Here is a 20,301-nt window from a genome sequence, read left to right as displayed (position 1 = left end):
GGTCGGCGCTGTTTTAACCGCGCCCCAGCTAGTGTTTACAGCAAATGCGTGTAGAATTTGCGCCGATTTTGCGCCTTTTGCTGACTAAGACGAATTCGATGACTCAACCTCTGCATGACCCGGATCTGTTCGCCGAGATCCGCCCTTACCATGATGATGAAGTGCCTGCCGCTCTGGCCCGTTTAATCGCGGATGATGAACTGTTAGCGGCGATTGCCCACTTCCGTTACCCCCTGCTATCCCGCTGGTTTGGGTGGCTGCTCAAGCCACTGATCCGCTTGGCCATGCAACGCCGCTGGGCCAACGTCAAGACAGTGCGTGATGTGCAGATGGAAGTCGCCCATTTTATGGAGCAGATGATTGCCGGAACGACCGATGGCGTCACTTATTCCGGGCTGGAACAGCTGGAGTCGGGGAAGGGGTATCTGTTTATCTCCAACCATAGAGATATTGCGATGGATCCGGCCTTCGTCAACTGGGGCCTGTATAAGTGCGGCCTGGAAACGGTGCGGATTGCCATTGGCGATAACCTGTTGCGCAAACCCTGCGCCACCGAACTGATGCGTCTGAACAAGAGTTTCATCGTCAAGCGTTCGGTCAAGGGACCGCGGGAGATGATGAAGGCCTTCACTGAACTCTCCGCCTATATTGCCCACTCCCTGGCCGATGGCCATTCCATCTGGATTGCCCAGAAAGAGGGGCGCGCCAAGGATGGGGATGACAAGACGGATCCGGCCATCCTCAAGATGTTCTATATGGCAGGTAAGCAGCAGAAATTGCCGTTTGCGACCTATATGCAGCAACTGAATATAGTGCCGGTCGCTATCTCTTATGAATTTGATCCCGGTGATGAAGCCAAAGCGCGTGAGCTGGTAGAACGAGCCCAGAGCGGCAGCTACGAAAAGGGCGAGTTCGAAGATATCGATAGCATAGTGGCAGGCATTGTCGGTCATAAGGGGCGGGTCCACGTCAGCCTGGGTAAACCGCTGACCGGCGACTATGACACGCCGGAAGAATTGGCGGCTGCAATTGATCTGGCGATCCATGGTCAGTATCGCTTGTTCCCCAGCAACTTGCTGGCGGCCGGGCAATCGGATGGTGTGTCGCCGGAAGAGCGTCAGCGCTTTGAAGCGCGCTTGCAGGCGATGCCGGAAGAGTTGCGTGCCACGGCCCGTGCCATGTACGCCAAACCGGTCGAGAATCGCGCCGAGTGTGTCGCCGAGATGGTGGATGCCTGAGGCTGCTCCCGGTTTATTGCCCTGAATCATCAACAGAGGGAAGCCATGGCTTCCCTCTGTTGCCTTCTGGTTTTCAGAATCCAATCTCCATGGTGGTTATTACGGATTAAGGAGATGACCGATGTTACCCGTAGTACCGTTCGTCGATATGCCCTGGGGCTGGCTTCTGGGGGCTAGCTATGGGCTGATGAGCCTGCTGACATTTGGCCTGATGGCGCTCGACAAACATAGGGCGCGACAGGGCGAGTGGCGGCTCCCTGAGCGCGTGTTACACCTGTGCGAATTGCTGGGTGGCTGGCCAGGAACTCTGCTCGCACAACACTGGCTACGGCACAAGAGTCGCAAGCTGAGTTATCGACTGGTGCTATGGAGTATCATGGCGCTGCATCTGCTGGTTGCTTGGCTCTGGCTGCTCTGACGAACAATAAAAAAGCGAACCCTCGGGTTCGCTTTTTTGTCGCCTGCGGCTTTTGCCACGCGCGTTGCTTTTACAGTGTATGCCTCGTGCGTTGCTTAGGCGACGGCTTTGAGGGCGGCCGCGTCGCTATCCATCACCAGAATGGAGGTGCGGCGGAAGAAGTTGAACTCGGTGGCAGAGGCCCAGGTGTAAGCACCCATCATCTTGCCAATCACCAGCTCACCCAGCTCCAGCTCCGGCAGCATGATCTCTTCGGCGATGACATCCACACTGTCGCAGGTCGGACCCGCCAGAACGGCAGGATGACGCTCACCCTTGGCGTACGGCGTACTCTTCGGGTAGAAGACGTGGTCAAACAGCTGACCGCTGTAGCTACCGTAGAGGCCATCATCCAGATAGTACCAGGTGCGGCCAAAGCGTTCGGCCTTCCCCATGACGCTGGAGATCGAGGTCATGGCCGGAGCCGAGATGAAACGGCCCGGTTCAGCGAGCAGGCGGATGCCATCCGGGGTCTTGGCCAGGGCGCTGCGGATCGGTGCGCAGAAGGCATCGATGTCCAGCTCGCCACCGGCGTAATCCACCGGGAAGCCGCCGCCGATATCCAGCACTTGCAGAGCCAGATCCTGAGCCTCGGCCTGGCGCAACAGCTCATTGCACGCCTCGATGGCCTCCACGTGACGCTTGGCGTTTGGCACCTGAGAGCCGACATGGAATGACAGCCCGATGACGTCGATACCCAGATCTTTGGCCTGTTGCAGCAGTGGCAATACCATCTCGGGTGTGCAGCCGAATTTCTTGGACAAGTCGACCTTGGTTTCCGGATTCGGGAAGCTGACGCGCAACAACAAGCGGGCTTGTTGCTTGTAAGCGACGAACTTCTGCAGCTCGACCGGGTTATCAAAAACAAAGATGTTGCAGCCATAATCCAGCGCGTAGCGAATATCGGAGTCGCGCTTGATGGGATGGGTATGAATACATTCGTTCGGGTTTATCCCGGCCTCGCGCATCAGGTCGACTTCGCCATTGGTGGCAAGGTCAAAGCTGGCGCCTTCGGCTTTCAGGACATCCACTACGCCCATATGGGGCAGGGGTTTTAACGCATAGTGCAACGTCACGCCCGGCAGTGCATCGGCTAACGCCCGATACTGACGGCGAATAGCTGCCTGATCCAGGATCAGCAGGGGAGAACCATATTGGGCGACCAGGCCGCGGTAATCAATTCCCGGAACGAATTGGCTGTTCATCTTATGCAAACACCTCACAAAAGGGCCATGGCCCTGAACCAAGTTAACCTCCGGCAACGAGAGGCCGGAGCGACGATCTACTAGTTGATGCGTAAACGCGCGCATTATCGGGCATCTGCCTGACTATGCAATAGTTGTGGCTAATCCCTCAGCCGTTGAGCAGGTTTTTTTGCTGCTTCTGGAGCATTAACAGCGAGTGGATCTGTGGTGTATTGGCTTAAAAATCTAACATCATCGACAAAATGAGCATTAAAGCTTGTCGATCAGTCCAAAATTGCCCCCATCACAAGAATATTGTCGCAAAGTGGACTTGATGAATAAATTTGCTCAAAAAGATAAAAAAAGCCAGCAAGTGCCGGCTCAAGAAGCTCGCTGATTCGCATGGCATCGGCTACCAGCAGGCGGTGCTGGTGGGGCTGTGGGTGCCAGTCTGATCGAGAGTATAGGTACCGCAACTGTCACCACTCATGACGCCGGTCGGTACGGCCTGCAGCGTGAAGGTGGTGGCGCTGATCGCGGGCGAGCTGGCCAGACTCAGGTTGTAGTAGGCACTGCCCCCGTCCCGCGGGGCCTGAGTAATGGGTAGGGTGACGGTTTCGCTGCCACACTTGTAACAGCCATCGGCGCTGAACTTGCGCTCCATGAACTGCGCCAGCTCCAGCAGGGCTGCTTTGGCTTCACCGCGGCGTGTGGATTTGACGTGTTCCATATACGACGGATAGCCCACCGCCGCCAGAATGGCGACCACGGCAATGGCAATCATCAATTCAACCAGCGTAACACCGCGAGATCGTGTGTGCGCAACCAACATGTACTGCTCCTTGTCGGGTGGATCTTAAGAGGTCTGGTGCCTCGGTCCCGGCTACGACGAAGCCAGGCGACGGGCACCAGAACTGAATGCTCAACCGTTAGCGTAATTGCCGCCAGGATTGACGTCCCTTGGCGTTCGGGCTGATGATTTCCAGCGTTTGCTTGATGCTCCCGGAAGAGCCGCTGGCATATTTGATTTCCGTGGTGCCATCTATTTTTTCGACAAAGGCCGATTTGGTCAGGATTTCATCAAAACCCTTGCCGCTGGCCGGCAGGGTCACTGACTTGCCATCTATGGTCACGGTCTGGTTATCATTGCTATCGATTTTTCCGTCATTGTTGATATCAAATACCGGATAGCTCAGGCGTGAACCGGTCAATGGGGCCAGCTCCAGTAGCCAGGATTTTCCACCATAGTCGCAGGGATCGGTGGAGGGCAGCATACTGGTGACCACCAACTGGTCCTCCCGAAGTTGAATATCGGTAATGACCCGCTCACCCACCCCGGTGCTTAGCCCGGGGGATAGCAGATTTAGATACCAACCTCGCTTGCTGCCGTAATTGACCTCATTATTCGAGATTATCCGGGTGCTGGTGGCGGAGACTTCGGCCAGTATGCTCTGCTGCACCAGATCACTCTTGGCGATCAGTGTCGGGCTGGCCTCCAGCTTATCCCAAACGCCGTACAGGGCTTGCAGCTGTAATGAGCTGCGATCCTCGTTGGTGAAATAGCTGCCGGTAGCAAACAGCACCATGACACCACCGTTGGGATGGGCAATGACCATGGGGCGTGCGGTAATCGGCTGCCGGTTGCTTGTGGAACAAGTGGCATCGACACAAGCGGTATAGATGAGTCGCGTCGACCAATTCGTGCTGTCGCTGGAGCGGACATCGAAACGCCAGAGGTTACCCAGCAGATCGCCGGCATACAGCAGATCGGTCTTGCGGTCACCATCCAGATCCACGGGTACTGGCGTGCTCAGACCATTGAGCTTGCCGCTGAGGCTGGCATTGGTCTGTAGTACGTTAACTGGCGAGCCATCTTTCAGATCCAGCACCACCAGCTTGCCCTCCTGCTCCGCGCTGTCATAGCCATTGGGTATCAGCGCTACCCAGCTATTATCGGCCAGCTGGCCCATGGTCGGCTGCGGAATGGTATAGCCCATATCGGCGCTGGTGAACTCCCACAACACGCTACTGGTACCAAATTGGGTTGGGTCGGTCACATCTAATGCAAAGACGGATTTACCACCGGCCCCTGTTGATCCCAGCAGCACGGTTTTCCATTGACCATTAAGCTTGGCATCGCCAACTTTCGGACTGCCATCGACCAGATACTGATGGCTCTTGGCGTACTCTTTATCGGTCAGCTTGTTCAGCTTGCTGACCGTTTCGGCCGGGATATAGGCAAACTGTTCGACGCCATCGGCCTCTTTGAAAGCATGTAACATGCCGTCATTGGCACCGACATAGAGCATCGGAGGTCGGTCGGCTTTGCTGGTGACGAAGCTGGCATCGCCGACCCCATAATCCTGATTGCTGACCATCGCCGGGCTGGAGTTGACAATATCCCCCAGCAAGTTGGTACGGGTCCGGAACAGGCCATTGGGCTGGTTCAGCTCTTTGCTTTGATCGCCGCGCACCCAGGCAAGGCGCAACTCGCCATTACTATCCGTAGTTCCTGCTGCATTTTTGTTCAGGGCCGCTTGTTGGCTCGAGTCGAGCTTATCCCAACTAAACAGCACGGTTTTGGCCGGACTGGTGGTGCGGGTATAAATGTTGCGAGCACTGGCGGCCGGTAGTTTTTTCGAGGCTTGCCAGACTGCTGTGCCCAAACTGCCGTCACTGCTGCTGAGGGGATAGGCGGTCAGCTCGCCGCTCCAGTCGCCGGAGCTGAAACTGGCTTGATAGATGCGGCTGCTGGTACCGAGCCGTGCCGTATTGCTGACCATGGCGCTGGAAGATCCGGTGCGGGCTTGTACTTGGGCGAAGGCGTCGGTCAAGGCAGCAACAAATTGTTTGGGGTTCGTCGCACTATAAAAACCACCTCGGCTATTGACGGCTGCATGCCATAAGTCATCGACTTTTTTCGGTAGTTCCTTACTTTCTTCGGCCGCTGTGATGGAGGGCCAGGATAGAGTGCCGGCGGTGATCTTCTTTAGCGTGTCACTGGTGGGGGTCAGAGTACCCTCAACACCAAAGCTGACGGTAAAATTGACCATATGTTGCCAATAGGCCGGATCACTGCTGGATGGGGGAACCTTATTATTAATTCCACTCTGTAAGTCGTTTTTCCAGTAATATGCTGCGACATCGGCTAATGTATTACTGCTGGTGTCTGAATAAGGTGCTTTTGCTTCATATTTAATTTTTGTTCCACCAAGATCGTTAGTGATCAGTTCTCCATCTATGCCATCCTGATTTCCCGTGGCAATAGTTGCTGCCGCATCTTTCCAATAACCATCTGTCATCAGAATATGGTAACTCTGACGGCAGGTTTTAAAACCACCATAATTCGTATCGCCGGGGTTATCAGCCCAGGGGCTATATTGTCCGTTAGCCCGAGAGTAATAGATGCCTACATCATCCATAGCTCGTCGCAGTGGCGTGCCACTACTGGTTTTAGGAATATTGTATAGCCAATCAAAAAAACTTGATTTGACGGTCGATGTATATTTCCGGACGCCGCTGCGTAGTGTTGTCGTTTTGCTGCCATCAACGACTCGACTTGATGAATTAATCTGACCATAACCAACTCGCACTTTATCATTTAATTCATAAAAAGCCCTGCCGATGCCTGCTTTAGCGGCATTCATCCGAGTGCTGTAATAGAGCTTCCAATTCGCAAAATTTTGACTTTCCTGGGCGAATGTACAATTGGTTGAAGATGAGCAATCATCCCGATCCGAGCTGCCAATATATTTATCAACCTGATCGTAAATGGGATTGAAGTTGCCATCCTTGTCATAATAAAAGCAGTCGTAGTCATCTCTATTGTTGGTGTAATAGGTGGTGTAAACCACTTTTCCCTTAATTATTTCTTTTTTAATGTATGAGGTTGCATTGCATTCTGGTGTGGCATTTTCTTTTTCACTGCCATCAGCGTTTATCCATGGTAAATAGTGAACTGCAGGATCGTAATAGAGTTTGTTATAGGCAGACGCATAATATTGCCAGTCGGATGGTTCTTTATTGTCAGCGCTTAAATATGTATCAGACATAGACCCGGAATCATCGATGGTAAACATGATATTGGGTTCGATAGCATTATCATTTTCCAGATATAAAGGTTTATTGGCGATGGTATCCGCCGCTGCTGAATAGCTGATCACTATGAATAGGGTAACAGCAAACAGGTTAATATAATTCGAGTGGCTATTGATGTGTGACATGGTGGCCGTCTCCCTATGCATTAGCGTCGAAAAGTCGATTGCAGTACTGCTCGACTGGTCGTGGTCTGCCCGACGGCACTGGCCGTGATTCGGTAGATGATCATGGTGTTGAGTGGCTGATCGGCTTCCAGACTCAAGCCTTTATTGGTGACCTCCGGAAGCCGCTCGACCAGATATTTGGGCGTGGTCGCCACGCCGCTCAGAGCGGCGCTATTGCGCCAATTGGTGGCGGCCGCTTGCCAGTCGACGGGCACACCCGATGTGGCGACATCATACAAACCCGCGGTTCCTGTAGTGTCAAATGTGGCACTGGCACCCGATGCGCTGGCCATAAACGCCTCTCCCCCCCGCAACGCAGCCTCGGCGGCCAGAAACGCTTGCTCACTATCGCGACTATTGCCGGCCATTTTCTCTTGCAGGGTACTACCCTGCATGGCGGCTAGACCGCTTAACGTCAGCAGTAGCAACATGATGAGGCAGATGACTAACACCATGCCCTGTTGCGCTCGAGCAGAGGAATATAGGTTCATCGTGCAGCTCCTAGTTCAACCGATTGCGCAATACGGCGGTAATAGTGGTTGGCATATACCAGCGGGTATCGGCAGCCGAGAAGGTAGCGCCATTGAAGGTGAAGGTTTGTTTCTTGCCCACTATGCCGGTTTCCTCGCTACCGAGGAGTAATTGCAGCTTGAGGGTCAGAACGTTGCTCCAATTGCTGACGTTATTGGCAGTTTGGTAACTATCTGTCTGACGATCCCCGTTGGTGTCCACACCGTAGAGGATCTGCAAATCAAAGACATAGTCCAGCAAGGGCGTCGCCAAGGCACCGTTGAGCTTGCGATAGAGGGCTGGCTGCCCAGTGGCACTATTAGTTGCCAGATAATAGGTACTGGTTTGATAACTCATCAGTTCGGCGTTGGTGCCAAAAACCTCGTTTTTATTGTTCGGATCCCAAGACGAGATGGAATTGCCCGGTACGTAGGTGCCCGCATTGCTGTGCACCACGTTCACCTTGCCTCCGGCGGCTGTCAGCCCGGTGATTTGAAAGATACGAGCCTTGCTGCAATCGGTGACCAGAGCGATATCGCCATCTTTTAGTAGCGTCATGGCTGCGGGGGCGGCAAACAGTTGGGCGGCATTGTTGTTGGCCACAATCGGCACCGGAATGTTACCAGGCCCCTGAATCAACAACAGATCGGTGCCTGCTAATGGTTTGGGATCTCCGGTCAAGTGAGTCGATAATTCTGTCGGGAGAGTGGCGGTCAGATTGTTGTAGCCACGCAATCCGGCGCCGAAATTGTAGGTCAGGGTGGTGGCATTGTTCAGCGTATTGGTGACGGCAACATTTTGTTTGCTCAAACAACCGCGGTAACCGGTCATGCGCAACTCTTTGCTCAATAGATCCTGGGCAAAACGGGCGTTGTCTTGCACCACACCGACTGAGTTGGTGGTCCGGTACGTGGTGTTATTGCTGACAAACAGTTGTAACACCGCAGCTGTGAGTAACAGGCCCAACGTGATGGCAACCATCACTTCAACCAGCCCGAAGCCCTGCTGTCGCATTCGCTTTATCATGGGAAACCTGACCATCACTTAGATCTCCGTACGATAGATAAATTGCCGACTGGCACTGCCATTTTTCAACCGTGATTCATCCCATTGAATCGTGATGGTGAAGGTCGTATTCGTGTGGGCAATCGCGCCCTTGCCGGCGGGTAGCTGTGCCAGGCGCGCTTTCCAGTTTTGTAAATCGATGGCGTGAATGGCTGTTCCGGTCGGAGCGGCGGCGGTGAGTGAACTGTCATAGCTGCCGGCTAGTGCGGCATTGCGGTTAGCGCGCATCAGGTCACTGATTTCACTGACCAGCTCGGTCGCTTGGGTGCGAACCAGTGCAGTCTGATTACTCTTGAGCGAGGTCGCTTGCATGGCAACCATGCCGAGCACGCCCAGACCAAGAACCACCAGGGCAATCAAAACTTCCAGCAACGAAGAACCGCGCATCTGCTGCGCGTGCGGCAACTTCATGATTTGATTCTCCATTGTTAGCTGCTGCAACTGATCCGGCTCAGGCTGGCACGCCCGGAGACCTGGACCGTCAGCAGGCGCTGTTCATTATTCTGACAACCGCCTGGCTTGAGTTTGAAGGTACTAGCGCTGCTGGGTACTGCGAGCGTTCCATTGGCGGCAATCCGGAGTTGGTTATGGCTGGCGTTGACGGTGCTCTTTATGCCATCGAAGCGGCGCAGCAGACTGTCTTTGCTGCTGTCAAAGGTTGCATCGCCATCATCCTCTCGAATTTCCCAGCCTGCCCGCCAGTTGCTACCGGTTTGCGGAACAATCCACATGGATACCCCACGTTTCACCGCCTCGCTGCGCGCCAGTTGGATCGAGCCGAGCAAGGTGTTTCCCTCCGTACTGGCGGTGCCATCGCGGATCAAGTTGTTAAATGCGGGCACTCCCACGGTCGCCAGGATTGCAACGACGGCAATCGTGACCATCAATTCCATCAGGGTGAAGCCATGACTGGTGTCGTTTGACATCTAATTCTCTATCGGGCTAAAAAACAGCTTTGGCGAGCAAGTCACCACCTATCGGTAAATATCGCATTGGGAGGGCTGGGCCGCTAGTTTTGCCAATAGACAATTATGATCCAGGTCACGAGAGACGGTGTTTTATTATATATCGACATGCTCATCTTTCTTGGGTGGATATATTGGTTTTCGTGTGAATCCATTCTTGCGTTGGCTATTATATAACCTCACGACTAGATATGGCTCTGTTTGAATCTCCACGCTCAACGCCGAATTTAGGCGGCGATACGGTGTTGGTGTTGGGCTGCAAAATCGTAACTCTTGATGTTTGAAATGGTTTTCTGAGTTTGTTTGCGATGCGGTGATTTATGAGAACTTTATTCCTTCAGTTCGTGTCGCTGATGATAGCGATTTCACAATGTTTTTTATGTTTATCTTGTTGATATGTATTGAATAATTATTGGGCTTGGATATTTTTAACCGTATTAATCCGAACGGATGAATTGTCTGATAAAAGTTATCATCCTGAGTCCTGAATTCAGGGCGAAACATGATTGAATTGATTGTCTCTCGCCAAAACGTACCCACCTCGCAAAATGTGAAATTGTTATCGCTCTTTTCTTGAGCAATAAGTCGGGAAGTGAGACATTTGCCATCATGCAAAGAGCCATAAGAGGCTGTTCTTATCATGGTTGGCAAAGGAGTGTGCGGGCATGATCAATCAGGGTTCATTTCAAAAGGGTGGGGTACATCAAGCATCAACCATCAAGTGGCGAAACTGCTCCGGACTGACCCTGATTGAGGTCATGGTGGCGATTGCGATCGTGGCCATTATTGGCACCATAGGTGTGCCGTCGTTTCGCCAGGCCATGCAGGCGCAACAGACTGAGGCTCAGCGAGAAGCCTTGCTCAACAGCATCACTACAGCTCGACAAACCTCGCAGCAACGTTCGTTGCCCGTGCTGTTATGCCCATCAACCACCGCCAATAGTTGCAGTACCAATAGCAACGACTGGAGTAAAGGCTGGTTGGCCTATCTGGATGCCAATCGCGATAACACATTTAACACCGGCGAAGAGGTGATATCCGCCCATCAATACGAGGGATCGGTCAAAGTCATCTCGACCGTTTTAAACCTGGCATTTCGTGCCAACGGTATTGTCACTGTGGCGAATATTAAAGTTTGTTCCAATGACGAGAACAGTACCAATAAGGCCATTGATATTAATCCGTTAGGCGCCATCACCCTGAGTGGAGGGGCGAATGCAAATTGCCCATAACCGGGGATTTACCCTCGTTGAATTATTGATCTCTCTGGTTGTCGTGGCCATCGGACTGCTTGGATTTGCCAGCTTGCAGATGGGCAGCATGCAGCGTCTGGAGCAGGCTAAAGTGAGTCAGAATGCCAGTGGTGCACTGCGAGATCTGGTGGAGCGGATTAGCTCGTTACCGGTGGCTGCGAAGGCTGGCGAGTTCGATTTTGATAATCTGGCCAATGGTAATGCTCCCGTTGCAAGCAAAGATTGCACTGCCGTCGCCTGCACCACCAAGGAACAGGCTGACATGGAGTTAGCGCGCTGGTTTGCCCGGATTAAAGAGCGGGCGCCTTCGCCTCGATTTTCTGTGGTCTCGGCGGCTCAGGATGATGGCCGTTTGGTCACTATCAGCTTGGTTTGGGATGCCGCATTAACTGGTCAGGGGGCAGCCGATGCGGATGTAGTCACTAATACCGCCAGCATGAAAACTGCGCATCAGCGTGACAACGTGGAAATCTACATCCCATGATTCAACGACACAGCAAGGGCTTCACACTGGTTGAGTTGATGATTGGCATTGTTCTGGCCCTGTTCATTGTTTGCGGCCTCTACGCCATGTTGGGCAGTAGTCAGTTGAGTTATGCACTCAGCCGCGCGAATAATGCATTGAATGGCTCCGGACAACGGGTAACACAACTGATCTGGAATCATCTGCATCAAGCGGGTTATATCAATTATCAGCGTCAGATCTTGCAACGGAAATTACCTGCTGGTGGAACATCGTTAAGTGCCAGCAAATGGACGGAAGGGCAGAGTCTATTTGCCGAAAATAACATCTCTGCAGTGTCTGGAATATTGGATAACACCGATCGCCTGACCCTGAGGTTTTGGGGGTCTAGTATTTCGGATAATGATCCCGGGCAATTGAATAATCAGGCCACCGATGGCCGAATGTTTGACTGCAGTGGTGGATTTGTGACCAATCAAGATCTGGTGCAAATTACGCTATATGTGAATTCTTCTGGCGATTTAATCTGCCAAGACAATCGAAATAATACCGTGGTGATGGAGCGTAATATCGCCTCATTGCAATTTCGCTTCCGACGAGCGGGGACAAACCAGCAGTTTGTGACGGCGAATGTATTGACTGCTGCGACCTGGCCTACGGTCGAGGCGATCGAATTTGGCGTTCTCACGACTCAGGCCTCCGGTCAGGGAGTTAAGGCAAAGGCCAGGAGCTACCAGATCCTGGAGCAAAGTGTGAATGCAGCTGCTGACAATCTCATTCGCCAGTCATTGACGGGTAGTATCACCTTAAAAAATTAATGGATTGAGTGCATCGTATGAAACAACAAGGGATGGCGTTGATTGTGGCGCTGGTGATTACGCTCATCATCGGAATTATTGCGGTAGCGATTGGCCGCAGTGCATTACAGAATCAGCAGAGTGCCAGCAGTCAGTACGATATGCTACGAAGTTATACCGCTGCGCAATCTGCGATTAATCGTGCAGAGCGAGTATTCAAACAAACCGTTATCAATGATGAGGCCAAAATTTATAGCTCCCATGCACAGAGTATTAGCTCTGTTCTTGACAGTGCCAATTGGTGGCAGACGCCATCCAACTGGCAAACTAAAGCGACTGCCTACGCTGGGTTGACCAGTGGTAATCCGCATTATCGTATTGAGCAGCGACAATTCATTCCTTTCTCGGCAGATATTGAAGAAAAAAATGGCCAGCAATACTTTCGGGTAACGGGTCGTGGTGAAGGCCCCGCGAGTGCCGTCAGTATGATTCAAGCCTATTTCACCGTCGTAGTACCGAAGCCGAAATAACCAGGCAGGACAAACAATGAAAAAAATAAAAGGATTTACCTTGGTGGAGCTCATGATCACGGTCGCGATTGTGGCCATTCTGGCCAGCGTTGCCGTGCCTTCCTATTTGGAGCATGTGCGTACGGCAAGGCGTGATGATGCTAAAAAGACTTTAATGGAGGCCGCGCAAACCATGGAGAGTTTTTACGCGCTGAATATGACCTATATAGGGGCCAATACAGGTGCAACCACGGCCCCCGCAATCTTCAGTGATAAATCGCCGGCAGATGGAACTGAGCGTTATTACACCTTGAGTCTGGATCCGCAGCCAACGGCTACAAGTTATACCATCAAGGCGGTACCACAAGGCGGTCAAGCCAATGATAAATGCGGCACCTTGTCGATTAATCGCCTCGGTGTTCGCACTGCTGCACAATCTGGATGCTGGTAAGGATGAAGATCATGATGAAGATATTTCAAACATCAGTGGCTTTGCTTTTGGCAATATTATCTTTGTTCATACCATCTTGGGCAGCTGAGCTGTCTTTACCAGATGGTCCATTATTTGTGGCCTATCAAAATAATACACCATTAGTGATGTTAGTGATGGGGCGCGACCATACGCTATATTATGAGGCTTATAATGATGCTACTAATCTGGATACCGACAAAGCCCCAGACACCCATTTTAAGCCCAGTATTTCATATTACGGATATTTCGATTCAGATAAATGTTATGCAGCCAATAGTGAGCGGACTCTATTCACTCCTACAGGGGCTACTCATGATGGTGGTAAATGTGGTAAACCGCTGTGGAGTGGTAAATTTCTAAATTATTTAACCACGAGTCGTATCGATGCGCTGCGAAAAGTACTCTATGGTGGTTCACGATTAGATGATTCTGATGTCAACACCCCGACATTAGTCAGATCTTTTATTCCACAGGATGCACATAGCTGGGGTAAAACCTGGGATCCAGCCATCATGGATACAGTAGACAATGGGAATTTAAAAGCTTCAGATTATGGTGATCTCGAGGATGACTATGGCTATTTCTTCGCCAATACATCATTGGGTTATGATCAGCCTCCGTTATTGCGGGTGCTAAAACTTTCTAAAAACATGAAGCAAATTAAACAAGCATCATTTGCTCATAATATTTCAAGTCTATATTTTAGAGGGACCCCCAATAACTGGGGATCCACTGCAATGACGTTGGTCGCCAATAACATATGGGAAGTTAAAATTTCGTTCAGCGGTTTAGCTGGGCAGCGATTTAAACTTACTCAATATGACAACTGGACTAAACAGTTTGGAGCGAAAGGCAGAAATTGGGATGGCATTACACTAGTCACCAAGGACGGTAGTAACGATCCTAGTGATGTTCCAACGGCAGTTGTTGGTGATTATTATGTGACATTCAATGACCAAACTAATAAGTTTTATATAAAAACTGAGTCATCCAAGTCATCTTCTAGTGAAGAGTATGATACTAAATTATATATCTGGAATTGGCTCAGTAAGGAACGTCCAGTTGCCGGTAACTCGATGTTGGGTTTCTCTGGTGGTGTAGAAACTAGTGGTTACTTAAAGGATTATCAGGTTAAGGTCAGGGTTTGTGTCGCAGGACTGCTAGAAAGTAACTGCAAAAAATATGGAGAAAATTACCTTCCTACCGGATTATTGCAAAAGCGCGGTGAGGGCGAAAAACCAGAAATGGAGTTTGGATTGATCAGTGGTAGCTATAAAAATAATATCAGAGGTGGTGTTCTTCGTGCCAATATCGGGAAAATGAATCAAGAGATAAATCCGACTACTGGATTATTTACCAAGCGTAGCAGTGGTGGTGGGATTATCGACACTCTGAATAAATTAAAAATAACAAAATTCCTGTATACAGAAGATAAAGATCACACATATCAATATAGAGATGACTGTGGATGGATTACGGGTGAAGCATTAACGAATGGAAAGTGTTCTTCGTGGGGCAATCCGATTGGTGAAATGCTATTTGAAAGTCTGCGTTATTTTGCCGGAGCTAAATTGGCATCACCCTTATTTACTGTTGGTACAGAGGATGAATTAGGCTTGGTCGAGGAGGTGTGGGAGGACCCGTTTGCCGTTACGGGCCGTAAAACCTGTGATATTCCAGTTAATCTCATTATTAGTGATGTTAATACATCCTTCGATTCAGACCAAGTTCCAGGCTCTGCCTTTGAAGATTATGCTGATACTACGCTGAGTGATTTGGATGTCGCGGCAAGTACGAAATTTATATCAGGAAAAGAAGGTCTTGATAACAATACTTTCTATATTGGTGATAATCAGGGGACTACAGGGAAAAATACGCCGACTGCAAAATTAATTAGCGATCTTGGCCACATTCGTGGCTTGGCTCCTCAGGAACCCAGCAAACGAGGCAGTTATTATGCGGCCGGGTTGGCTTACTATGGCCATGAGAATGATTTGAACAAAACTGCTACTGGAGCTCAAAAATCGAGAACATTTTCGGTGGCCTTGGCTTCGCCATTGCCTGAAATAAAACTTGATATGGGTAAGAAACCGGGCAGTGATGAGAGTGCTGAGCATAACTATATTACCGTAGTTCCATTTGCTAAGTCAGTCGGCGGTTCTAGCATCACTAATGCTGAAAACGGATTTCAACCGACCAATACAATTGTCGATTATTACATAGAAAAGTGGACCGATACGGAGGCTAGCTTCCGAATCAACTTCGAAGATGTAGAGCAAGGTGCGGATCATGATATGGACATGATTGTGCTTTATAACTTCAAGGTGGATGGCGACAATTTAATTGTTACTCTAACCTCCGAATATGCGTGGGGAGGGATTGATCAACATGCAGGTTATGTGATCTCGGGAACAAACAAGGATGGTCTTTATTTGGATGTTGAAGATCAAAAGGATGGTGATGACAGCAAAGCTCAGGTTAATTATTATCTCGACACAGTTGCTGAAAACGATTCACCCCATCCCAATAATGCGCGAAGTAATTCCAGCTCTCCGGATCGTGATAAATTGATGCCACTGACCCGTCAACGAACGTTCACTGTCAATCGTGACATCACCGCCGCTCAATTATTACGCTCTCCTCTCTGGTATGCGGCCAAATGGGGGAGTTTTAAAGAGGAGGAAGGCAAAGAAAACAGCCTTCCCGAGGGGGTTGAGTGGGACAAAAATAAAGATGGTGAACCGGATAATTTTTTCTTGGTAACCAATGCCTCGACGTTGGAAGCGCAACTGCAAAAAGCATTAAATGAAGTTGGTAACACCCCAGGGTCTGGAAATAATATGTCCTATACTTCCAGCCAGATCACCAACAATAGTGTGCTATTTGATTCAAAATTCGAGGCAAAAAATTGGTCCGGTAATGTGCTTGCTTACCCCATGGTCAACAATAAAGCCAGTTCGGAGCCTCTGTGGCAGGCGAAGGACCAAATTACAGCACAAGGTGCCGATGGCCGAGTTATTTTCACCATGGAAAATGACAGTAAAGCTGGATCTAAGCGAGTATTCAAAGCACCCAGCAGCGTAGCTGCATTGGCTGATGGCGAAGCGAGTGGATTGAGCAAAGCTCAGCTTGATTTACTACTCACGGATATACCGTCAAGCCTTCTTGCCGTGGATGAAAGCCAGTTACCAAGTGTAAAACTGACCTATTTACAGGCGCTGGTGAATTATTTGCGTGGCAGCCGGGTCAATGAAATCACGGATAACTCTGATTCGGCGAGCACAGATTACTCCTTCCGTAAACGCGATGGCGTACTGGGTGATATCGTTCATTCGACCCCTGTTTATGGAGTCTCTGCGGGTGATAAACAACCATTTGTAGTTTTTGGCGCCAATGATGGCATGGTACACGTATTGAATGCTTTAACCGGGGATGAGTTATTTGCCTATATCCCAAGTACCAGTTATAAAAATCTCTATCGCCTGAGCCAAGAAACCTATAATCCAAACCATAGATTCTTTGTTGATGGCGGTATCAAAATAGTAGATATAACCGATGGCGATGCGACTCGTACCATTGCCGTGGGAACCTTTGGCTTAGGAGCCCAGGGCGCTTGGGCTTTAGATTTGACGAATATTAAAGGACTTTCAGCAACCACCACAGATGCAAATAAGGTGTTGTTGTGGGAGTTGAATGACACGGATTCGACTGATGCTAGTCGAATTGGTTATATGATGAATGCTCCCGCCATCATCTCGACTGCAAGCGGGGCCAGTAGTAAATGGGTAGCTATTTTCGGGAATGGCTATAACAACAGCGAAGTTGATAACGCAGCGGATTCTCTTGGCGAGGGGGCTTTACTTGTCGTCGATCTTCTCACCGGTAACTTGGAAAAAACCATGCTAACTGGTCGAGGGAAGGCTGAAGATCCAATGACCGCACTTAAACGCCCTAATAGTCTCACCGAGCCGGTAATTGCTGATAAGGATCTGGATGGAGTAGGAGATACTCTGTATGCCGGCGATCTATTTGGTAACGTGTGGAAAGCCGATATTGCAGGTAAGAGTGTATCCAGTTGGGCTTTTGATAGTGGTACTGGTATTAAGCCGAAGCCACTATTTAGCGCTGTGAGTCGAGAAGGAAATAGCCAGCCGATTACCCAACGTCCCAGCGTCGCCTATCATCCAGTCGAGGGGCTACTCGTTATGGTTGGCACTGGCAAGTATATTGAGACCACGGATGTTGATGTCGATAACCAGGACACCCAGACTATCTATGGATTATGGGATAAACCTGGCCGCACGACAGATATCACCCGGTCAACTTTGTTAGAACAAACCATTACGAACGAGATTGCTGCTACATCAAGTGCTAAAGGCCAGCGGGAAACTAGTAAGAATCTGATTGATTGGACCCAACATGATGGTTGGTATCTGGACCTCTACTACGGAGGCAAGAATAATGGTGAACGAATGAACTCCAGAATTGTGGTGCGTAATACCACTGCGGCGTTTACCACGCTGATCCCGAGTACCGATCCGTGTAAGGGAGGGGGCTCTGGTTGGTATATGGAAGTTGGTATTTATACCGGTAGTAATAGTTATGTGAATAACGATCTGGTTGACCATTCGGCATTATTGGACAAGATTCCCAGCGAACCAGTCATTACCTTTTTTACCAATGGCAATGGGGATAAAGAAGTGATCAATAGGGTAAAAATTAATGGTGGTACTCCCTATGAATCACCCGGAACAACGGTGAATACTGGTGCCATATCTTGGCAGATGTTGTACTAAGTCATTTGTCGTAACTAGAAACCAAGAGCCGCAATCGCGGCTCTTTATTTTTCAACTCCTGGATTACAACTCGCACCGAGTTGTCAGTTATTTATCATGCCGCGGCTAACTATATAATGACCAAGTTATTTGTTGCTTCAGTATGATAAAAGGCATCCATATTGGATGCCTTTTATCAGCTGGAAGCATTCACGATATATGTGCTATGGGCATATCACCTCGAGTTATGGTGTGGCACAACTAAAGCTGCTGGGTGAGGGCACTGTACTCTTGACCATCATGACGCTACAGGCATTACCACCATTCAGACTAATGGTTGCTATGTCGTTACCATTACTATCTTTCGGGTCGGTTTGTGTGGCGGTCAGCGTAATGCTGGACGGGGTCATCACAAATCCGGAGGCACCAAAGTTCAAGGTCACAGCGGCTTTTCGATTGACGGCACAATCAAAATAACCGGCGATCATACTGCCGGATGGCTTATTGACGGTACAACTGACACCAGCCTGATTGACCGAGAGGGTATTCCAGTCGTTGGCTTTACAGACTTCTGGCGCCTGTCCAGTTTTCTTCGGGTCAGTTAAGCATTTGATATCACCAGTGACATGCAGTTTGGCGTTATTCCCCGTGCTTGCGGTAATTCGCACATTAATGTTGGCGGATTGGTTTGCCAGATCCTCGGGTGATATGGCTACTGTGCTGGTGATACCGCTATTACTGGTGCGGATGTTGGCGGTCACCGGAATAGATTGCACGACACTACCTGTCGCGGGTGTTGCCTGGAGTGCCGAGAGCCGACCGCGACTGTAGGTACCGTAGTAGTTCTGGCTGGCATCGACGATGGTTTTTACCGTCTCGTTGGTGACGGTGGCATAGCTCTGGTTGGCGGTGGTTAGTGACCAGTTAGCCAGCAGGGTCAGGTTCAGTTCGTTGAACGGAACCTTGGCCAATAGCTCTTCATCTGCGCTATCGAGTTGGCTGAGATACTGACCCGTTTCATCATTCAGCAAGTCGACATAAACGCCACGGGCGATCAATTGCGCGGTGGATCCGGCTTGCAAGGTTAAGTCCGTGCTCGTGGCGCCGCCATTGGTGACATTCCCACTTGAGCTGAGCCAACTATTTAACGATGTCGGGGTAAAGTTGCCGCTACGGCCTGCTTTTTGCCAGGCGAAATGGGCTCTGACCACCGACTGCACATATTTTTCATAGTTCTCCTGATTCGATGGATCCGAGAGAAAATCCGGTGACATCACATTGATCACCGCCAGATTCCAATCCGGCATCGGCTCGTAGAAGCCATCGACACGCAGCAGGCGACAGGCTTCCAAATAGCTGCCACTACCTGCAGTGACCAGGTTGCTGCCACTCAGGCGGTAGTGACCATGCCCCTTGCGCAGCACGTTGTAATATTGATCGAATGAACCATTTGTACTGTTGACGCCATCGAAGTGATTTTCGCAGCAGATATTACACAAGGGACTCTGGGCATTCTGGTTGCTGGTATTGAGGCCATAACTCTTGTTCACGCTCTGCCCGAGCTCCCAGTATTGCCCGAGTGAGTCTAGTAACGGATAGGCCGGCAATTTTTTACTGGCATTACCACTTTGCAGGCTGCAGTTGCAGGAGAGGGTTGCCTGGTCTTCCTGGATCTTGCGGCCTGACTGGGTGTCGTAGGTAATGGTCTCGGTTTTGACCACCACATTGTCCCCGGATTGGTAGACAGTCGGCAGTGGTTTACTGGTTTCTTCCTTAGTGCCGGCCTTGATGGTCACGGCCACCACATCGGGGGCCGAGCCGGGGGCATAAGCAACCTGTGGGCTATCATCCATGCCACCTAGACTGTCGCCCTCGGTATTGCCAATACTGGTACTGGCGGCAATGCTGCTGCTCAGACTCAAGGTTTTGGCACTGCCATTCTGATCGGTCCAGGCCACCGTGATGATGATGTCTTTGCGCAATGGATATTTCAGATTGGCAGGCAGCGGGTTTGGGGTGTTGGTTACTGTCCAGCCCAGCGCGTAAGTAGTGTTGCCTATGGTGTGATTGCCTGCAGCAAGGCCGTTGGTGAGATTTTGGCCGACATTGGTTTGAATATCCTGATAGGCAAACTGTCCCGCTGTGGTGGCGAGAGTGGTGAAGCTGCGCAGGTCATCCAGTTTGTTTTCCGCCAAGTGCATAGCGCTTTCTCGAGCGCTGCTGCTGCCTTCTTGTTTCATATAGCTATTTTGCAGTTTAACGAGTCCCGCTGCACTGACCGCGACTATGATAAAAGCCAGCATGACTTCGATCAGACTAAAACCGCGGTGGATATGGATTCTGTTCATGAT

The 20,301-nt window shown here is 50.4% G+C and carries 16 protein-coding genes; 8 read left to right on the top strand and 8 right to left on the bottom strand.

The features are described 5' to 3' along the window. Positions 1 to 110 precede the first annotated feature (110 nt). Complete coding sequence (locus ACZYUB_RS01630) at positions 111 to 1,238, top strand: 1-acyl-sn-glycerol-3-phosphate acyltransferase (RefSeq protein WP_463945071.1); 1,128 nt, start codon at positions 111 to 113, stop codon at positions 1,236 to 1,238. Between the two features lie 121 nt (positions 1,239 to 1,359). Then, positions 1,360 to 1,656, top strand: a complete 297-nt coding sequence (locus tag ACZYUB_RS01625; protein WP_463944985.1) for a DUF1294 domain-containing protein — start codon at positions 1,360 to 1,362, stop codon at positions 1,654 to 1,656. Between the two features lie 95 nt (positions 1,657 to 1,751). On the opposite strand, the gene ACZYUB_RS01620 is transcribed toward ACZYUB_RS01625, so the two are convergent. From ACZYUB_RS01620 to ACZYUB_RS01590, 7 genes are all read right to left on the bottom strand, one after another. Next, positions 1,752 to 2,900, bottom strand: a complete 1,149-nt coding sequence (locus ACZYUB_RS01620; RefSeq protein WP_463944983.1) for a type III PLP-dependent enzyme — start codon at positions 2,898 to 2,900, stop codon at positions 1,752 to 1,754. Between the two features lie 391 nt (positions 2,901 to 3,291). After that, entirely contained in the window at positions 3,292 to 3,711 is a 420-nt protein-coding gene (locus tag ACZYUB_RS01615; protein WP_463944981.1) for a type IV pilin protein, read from the bottom strand. A gap of 97 nt (positions 3,712 to 3,808) precedes the next feature. Further along, on the bottom strand, positions 3,809 to 5,932 hold the full coding sequence (locus ACZYUB_RS01610; RefSeq protein ID WP_463944980.1) for a pilus assembly protein: 2,124 nt from the start codon (positions 5,930 to 5,932) through the stop codon (positions 3,809 to 3,811). Positions 5,933 to 7,122: 1,190 nt separating this feature from the next. Further along, positions 7,123 to 7,632, bottom strand: a complete 510-nt coding sequence (locus ACZYUB_RS01605) for a pilus assembly PilX family protein (protein WP_463944978.1) — start codon at positions 7,630 to 7,632, stop codon at positions 7,123 to 7,125. 10 nt (positions 7,633 to 7,642) lie between these two features. Further along, positions 7,643 to 8,677: a PilW family protein gene (locus tag ACZYUB_RS01600; protein ID WP_463944977.1), complete on the bottom strand. Its 1,035-nt coding sequence runs from the start codon at positions 8,675 to 8,677 to the stop codon at positions 7,643 to 7,645. Between the two features lie 18 nt (positions 8,678 to 8,695). After that, the gene (gene pilV / locus ACZYUB_RS01595; protein ID WP_463944975.1) at positions 8,696 to 9,127 is read right to left on the bottom strand and encodes a type IV pilus modification protein PilV; all 432 of its coding nucleotides are present in this window, start codon (positions 9,125 to 9,127) and stop codon (positions 8,696 to 8,698) included. 17 nt (positions 9,128 to 9,144) lie between these two features. After that, the gene (locus ACZYUB_RS01590) at positions 9,145 to 9,642 is read right to left on the bottom strand and encodes a GspH/FimT family pseudopilin (RefSeq protein WP_463944974.1); all 498 of its coding nucleotides are present in this window, start codon (positions 9,640 to 9,642) and stop codon (positions 9,145 to 9,147) included. Between the two features lie 704 nt (positions 9,643 to 10,346). Here ACZYUB_RS01590 and ACZYUB_RS01585 point away from each other — a divergent pair. From ACZYUB_RS01585 to ACZYUB_RS01560, 6 genes are read left to right on the top strand one after another with little or no spacing between them, the layout of a single operon-like run. Next, on the top strand, positions 10,347 to 10,913 hold the full coding sequence (locus tag ACZYUB_RS01585) for a GspH/FimT family pseudopilin (protein ID WP_463944972.1): 567 nt from the start codon (positions 10,347 to 10,349) through the stop codon (positions 10,911 to 10,913). After that, the gene (pilV, locus tag ACZYUB_RS01580; RefSeq protein WP_463944970.1) at positions 10,897 to 11,418 is read left to right on the top strand and encodes a type IV pilus modification protein PilV; all 522 of its coding nucleotides are present in this window, start codon (positions 10,897 to 10,899) and stop codon (positions 11,416 to 11,418) included. Before ACZYUB_RS01585 ends, pilV (ACZYUB_RS01580) begins: the two co-directional genes overlap by 17 nt. Next, positions 11,415 to 12,215, top strand: coding sequence for a PilW family protein (locus ACZYUB_RS01575; protein WP_463944968.1), 801 nt, complete (start codon positions 11,415 to 11,417; stop codon positions 12,213 to 12,215). The genes pilV (ACZYUB_RS01580) and ACZYUB_RS01575 overlap by 4 nt, the downstream gene beginning before the upstream one ends. A gap of 17 nt (positions 12,216 to 12,232) precedes the next feature. Then, the gene (locus tag ACZYUB_RS01570; RefSeq protein WP_463944967.1) at positions 12,233 to 12,724 is read left to right on the top strand and encodes a pilus assembly PilX family protein; all 492 of its coding nucleotides are present in this window, start codon (positions 12,233 to 12,235) and stop codon (positions 12,722 to 12,724) included. A 16-nt stretch (positions 12,725 to 12,740) separates the two neighbouring features. Then, complete coding sequence (locus tag ACZYUB_RS01565) at positions 12,741 to 13,154, top strand: type IV pilin protein (RefSeq protein ID WP_463944966.1); 414 nt, start codon at positions 12,741 to 12,743, stop codon at positions 13,152 to 13,154. An 11-nt stretch (positions 13,155 to 13,165) separates the two neighbouring features. Further along, positions 13,166 to 17,971 carry a pilus assembly protein gene (locus ACZYUB_RS01560; protein ID WP_463944964.1) on the top strand — a complete coding sequence of 1,602 codons (4,806 nt, stop codon included), beginning with the start codon at positions 13,166 to 13,168 and terminating at the stop codon, positions 17,969 to 17,971. 224 nt (positions 17,972 to 18,195) lie between these two features. Here ACZYUB_RS01560 and ACZYUB_RS01555 read toward each other — a convergent pair whose 3' ends face one another. Beyond that, positions 18,196 to 20,298: a type IV pilus modification PilV family protein gene (locus ACZYUB_RS01555; protein ID WP_463944962.1), complete on the bottom strand. Its 2,103-nt coding sequence runs from the start codon at positions 20,296 to 20,298 to the stop codon at positions 18,196 to 18,198. Between the last annotated feature and the right edge of the window lie 3 nt (positions 20,299 to 20,301).

It is taken from the genome of Pseudaeromonas sp. HNCC25DJ182, assembly GCF_055413365.1.
Note: the sequence above shows the minus strand (reverse complement) of the source record. Positions and strands in the feature narration are given on the sequence as shown.

What these genes read in the sequence shown, in the direction of transcription:
- ACZYUB_RS01605 (WP_463944978.1), bottom strand. Translation starts at nt 7,632, where the DNA reads ATGAACCTATATTCCTCTGCTCGAGCGCAACAGGGCATGGTGTTAGTC.
- ACZYUB_RS01600 (WP_463944977.1), bottom strand. Translation starts at nt 8,677, where the DNA reads ATGATAAAGCGAATGCGACAGCAGGGCTTCGGGCTGGTTGAAGTGATG.
- ACZYUB_RS01575 (WP_463944968.1), top strand. Translation starts at nt 11,415, where the DNA reads ATGATTCAACGACACAGCAAGGGCTTCACACTGGTTGAGTTGATGATT.
- ACZYUB_RS01585 (WP_463944972.1), top strand. Translation starts at nt 10,347, where the DNA reads ATGATCAATCAGGGTTCATTTCAAAAGGGTGGGGTACATCAAGCATCA.
- ACZYUB_RS01610 (WP_463944980.1), bottom strand. Translation starts at nt 5,932, where the DNA reads ATGGTCAATTTTACCGTCAGCTTTGGTGTTGAGGGTACTCTGACCCCC.
- ACZYUB_RS01590 (WP_463944974.1), bottom strand. Translation starts at nt 9,642, where the DNA reads ATGTCAAACGACACCAGTCATGGCTTCACCCTGATGGAATTGATGGTC.
- ACZYUB_RS01620 (WP_463944983.1), bottom strand. Translation starts at nt 2,900, where the DNA reads ATGAACAGCCAATTCGTTCCGGGAATTGATTACCGCGGCCTGGTCGCC.
- ACZYUB_RS01555 (WP_463944962.1), bottom strand. Translation starts at nt 20,298, where the DNA reads ATGAACAGAATCCATATCCACCGCGGTTTTAGTCTGATCGAAGTCATG.
- pilV (WP_463944975.1), bottom strand. Translation starts at nt 9,127, where the DNA reads ATGAAGTTGCCGCACGCGCAGCAGATGCGCGGTTCTTCGTTGCTGGAA.
- ACZYUB_RS01560 (WP_463944964.1), top strand. Translation starts at nt 13,166, where the DNA reads ATGATGAAGATATTTCAAACATCAGTGGCTTTGCTTTTGGCAATATTA.
- ACZYUB_RS01615 (WP_463944981.1), bottom strand. Translation starts at nt 3,711, where the DNA reads ATGTTGGTTGCGCACACACGATCTCGCGGTGTTACGCTGGTTGAATTG.
- pilV (WP_463944970.1), top strand. Translation starts at nt 10,897, where the DNA reads ATGCAAATTGCCCATAACCGGGGATTTACCCTCGTTGAATTATTGATC.
- ACZYUB_RS01625 (WP_463944985.1), top strand. Translation starts at nt 1,360, where the DNA reads ATGTTACCCGTAGTACCGTTCGTCGATATGCCCTGGGGCTGGCTTCTG.
- ACZYUB_RS01570 (WP_463944967.1), top strand. Translation starts at nt 12,233, where the DNA reads ATGAAACAACAAGGGATGGCGTTGATTGTGGCGCTGGTGATTACGCTC.
- ACZYUB_RS01565 (WP_463944966.1), top strand. Translation starts at nt 12,741, where the DNA reads ATGAAAAAAATAAAAGGATTTACCTTGGTGGAGCTCATGATCACGGTC.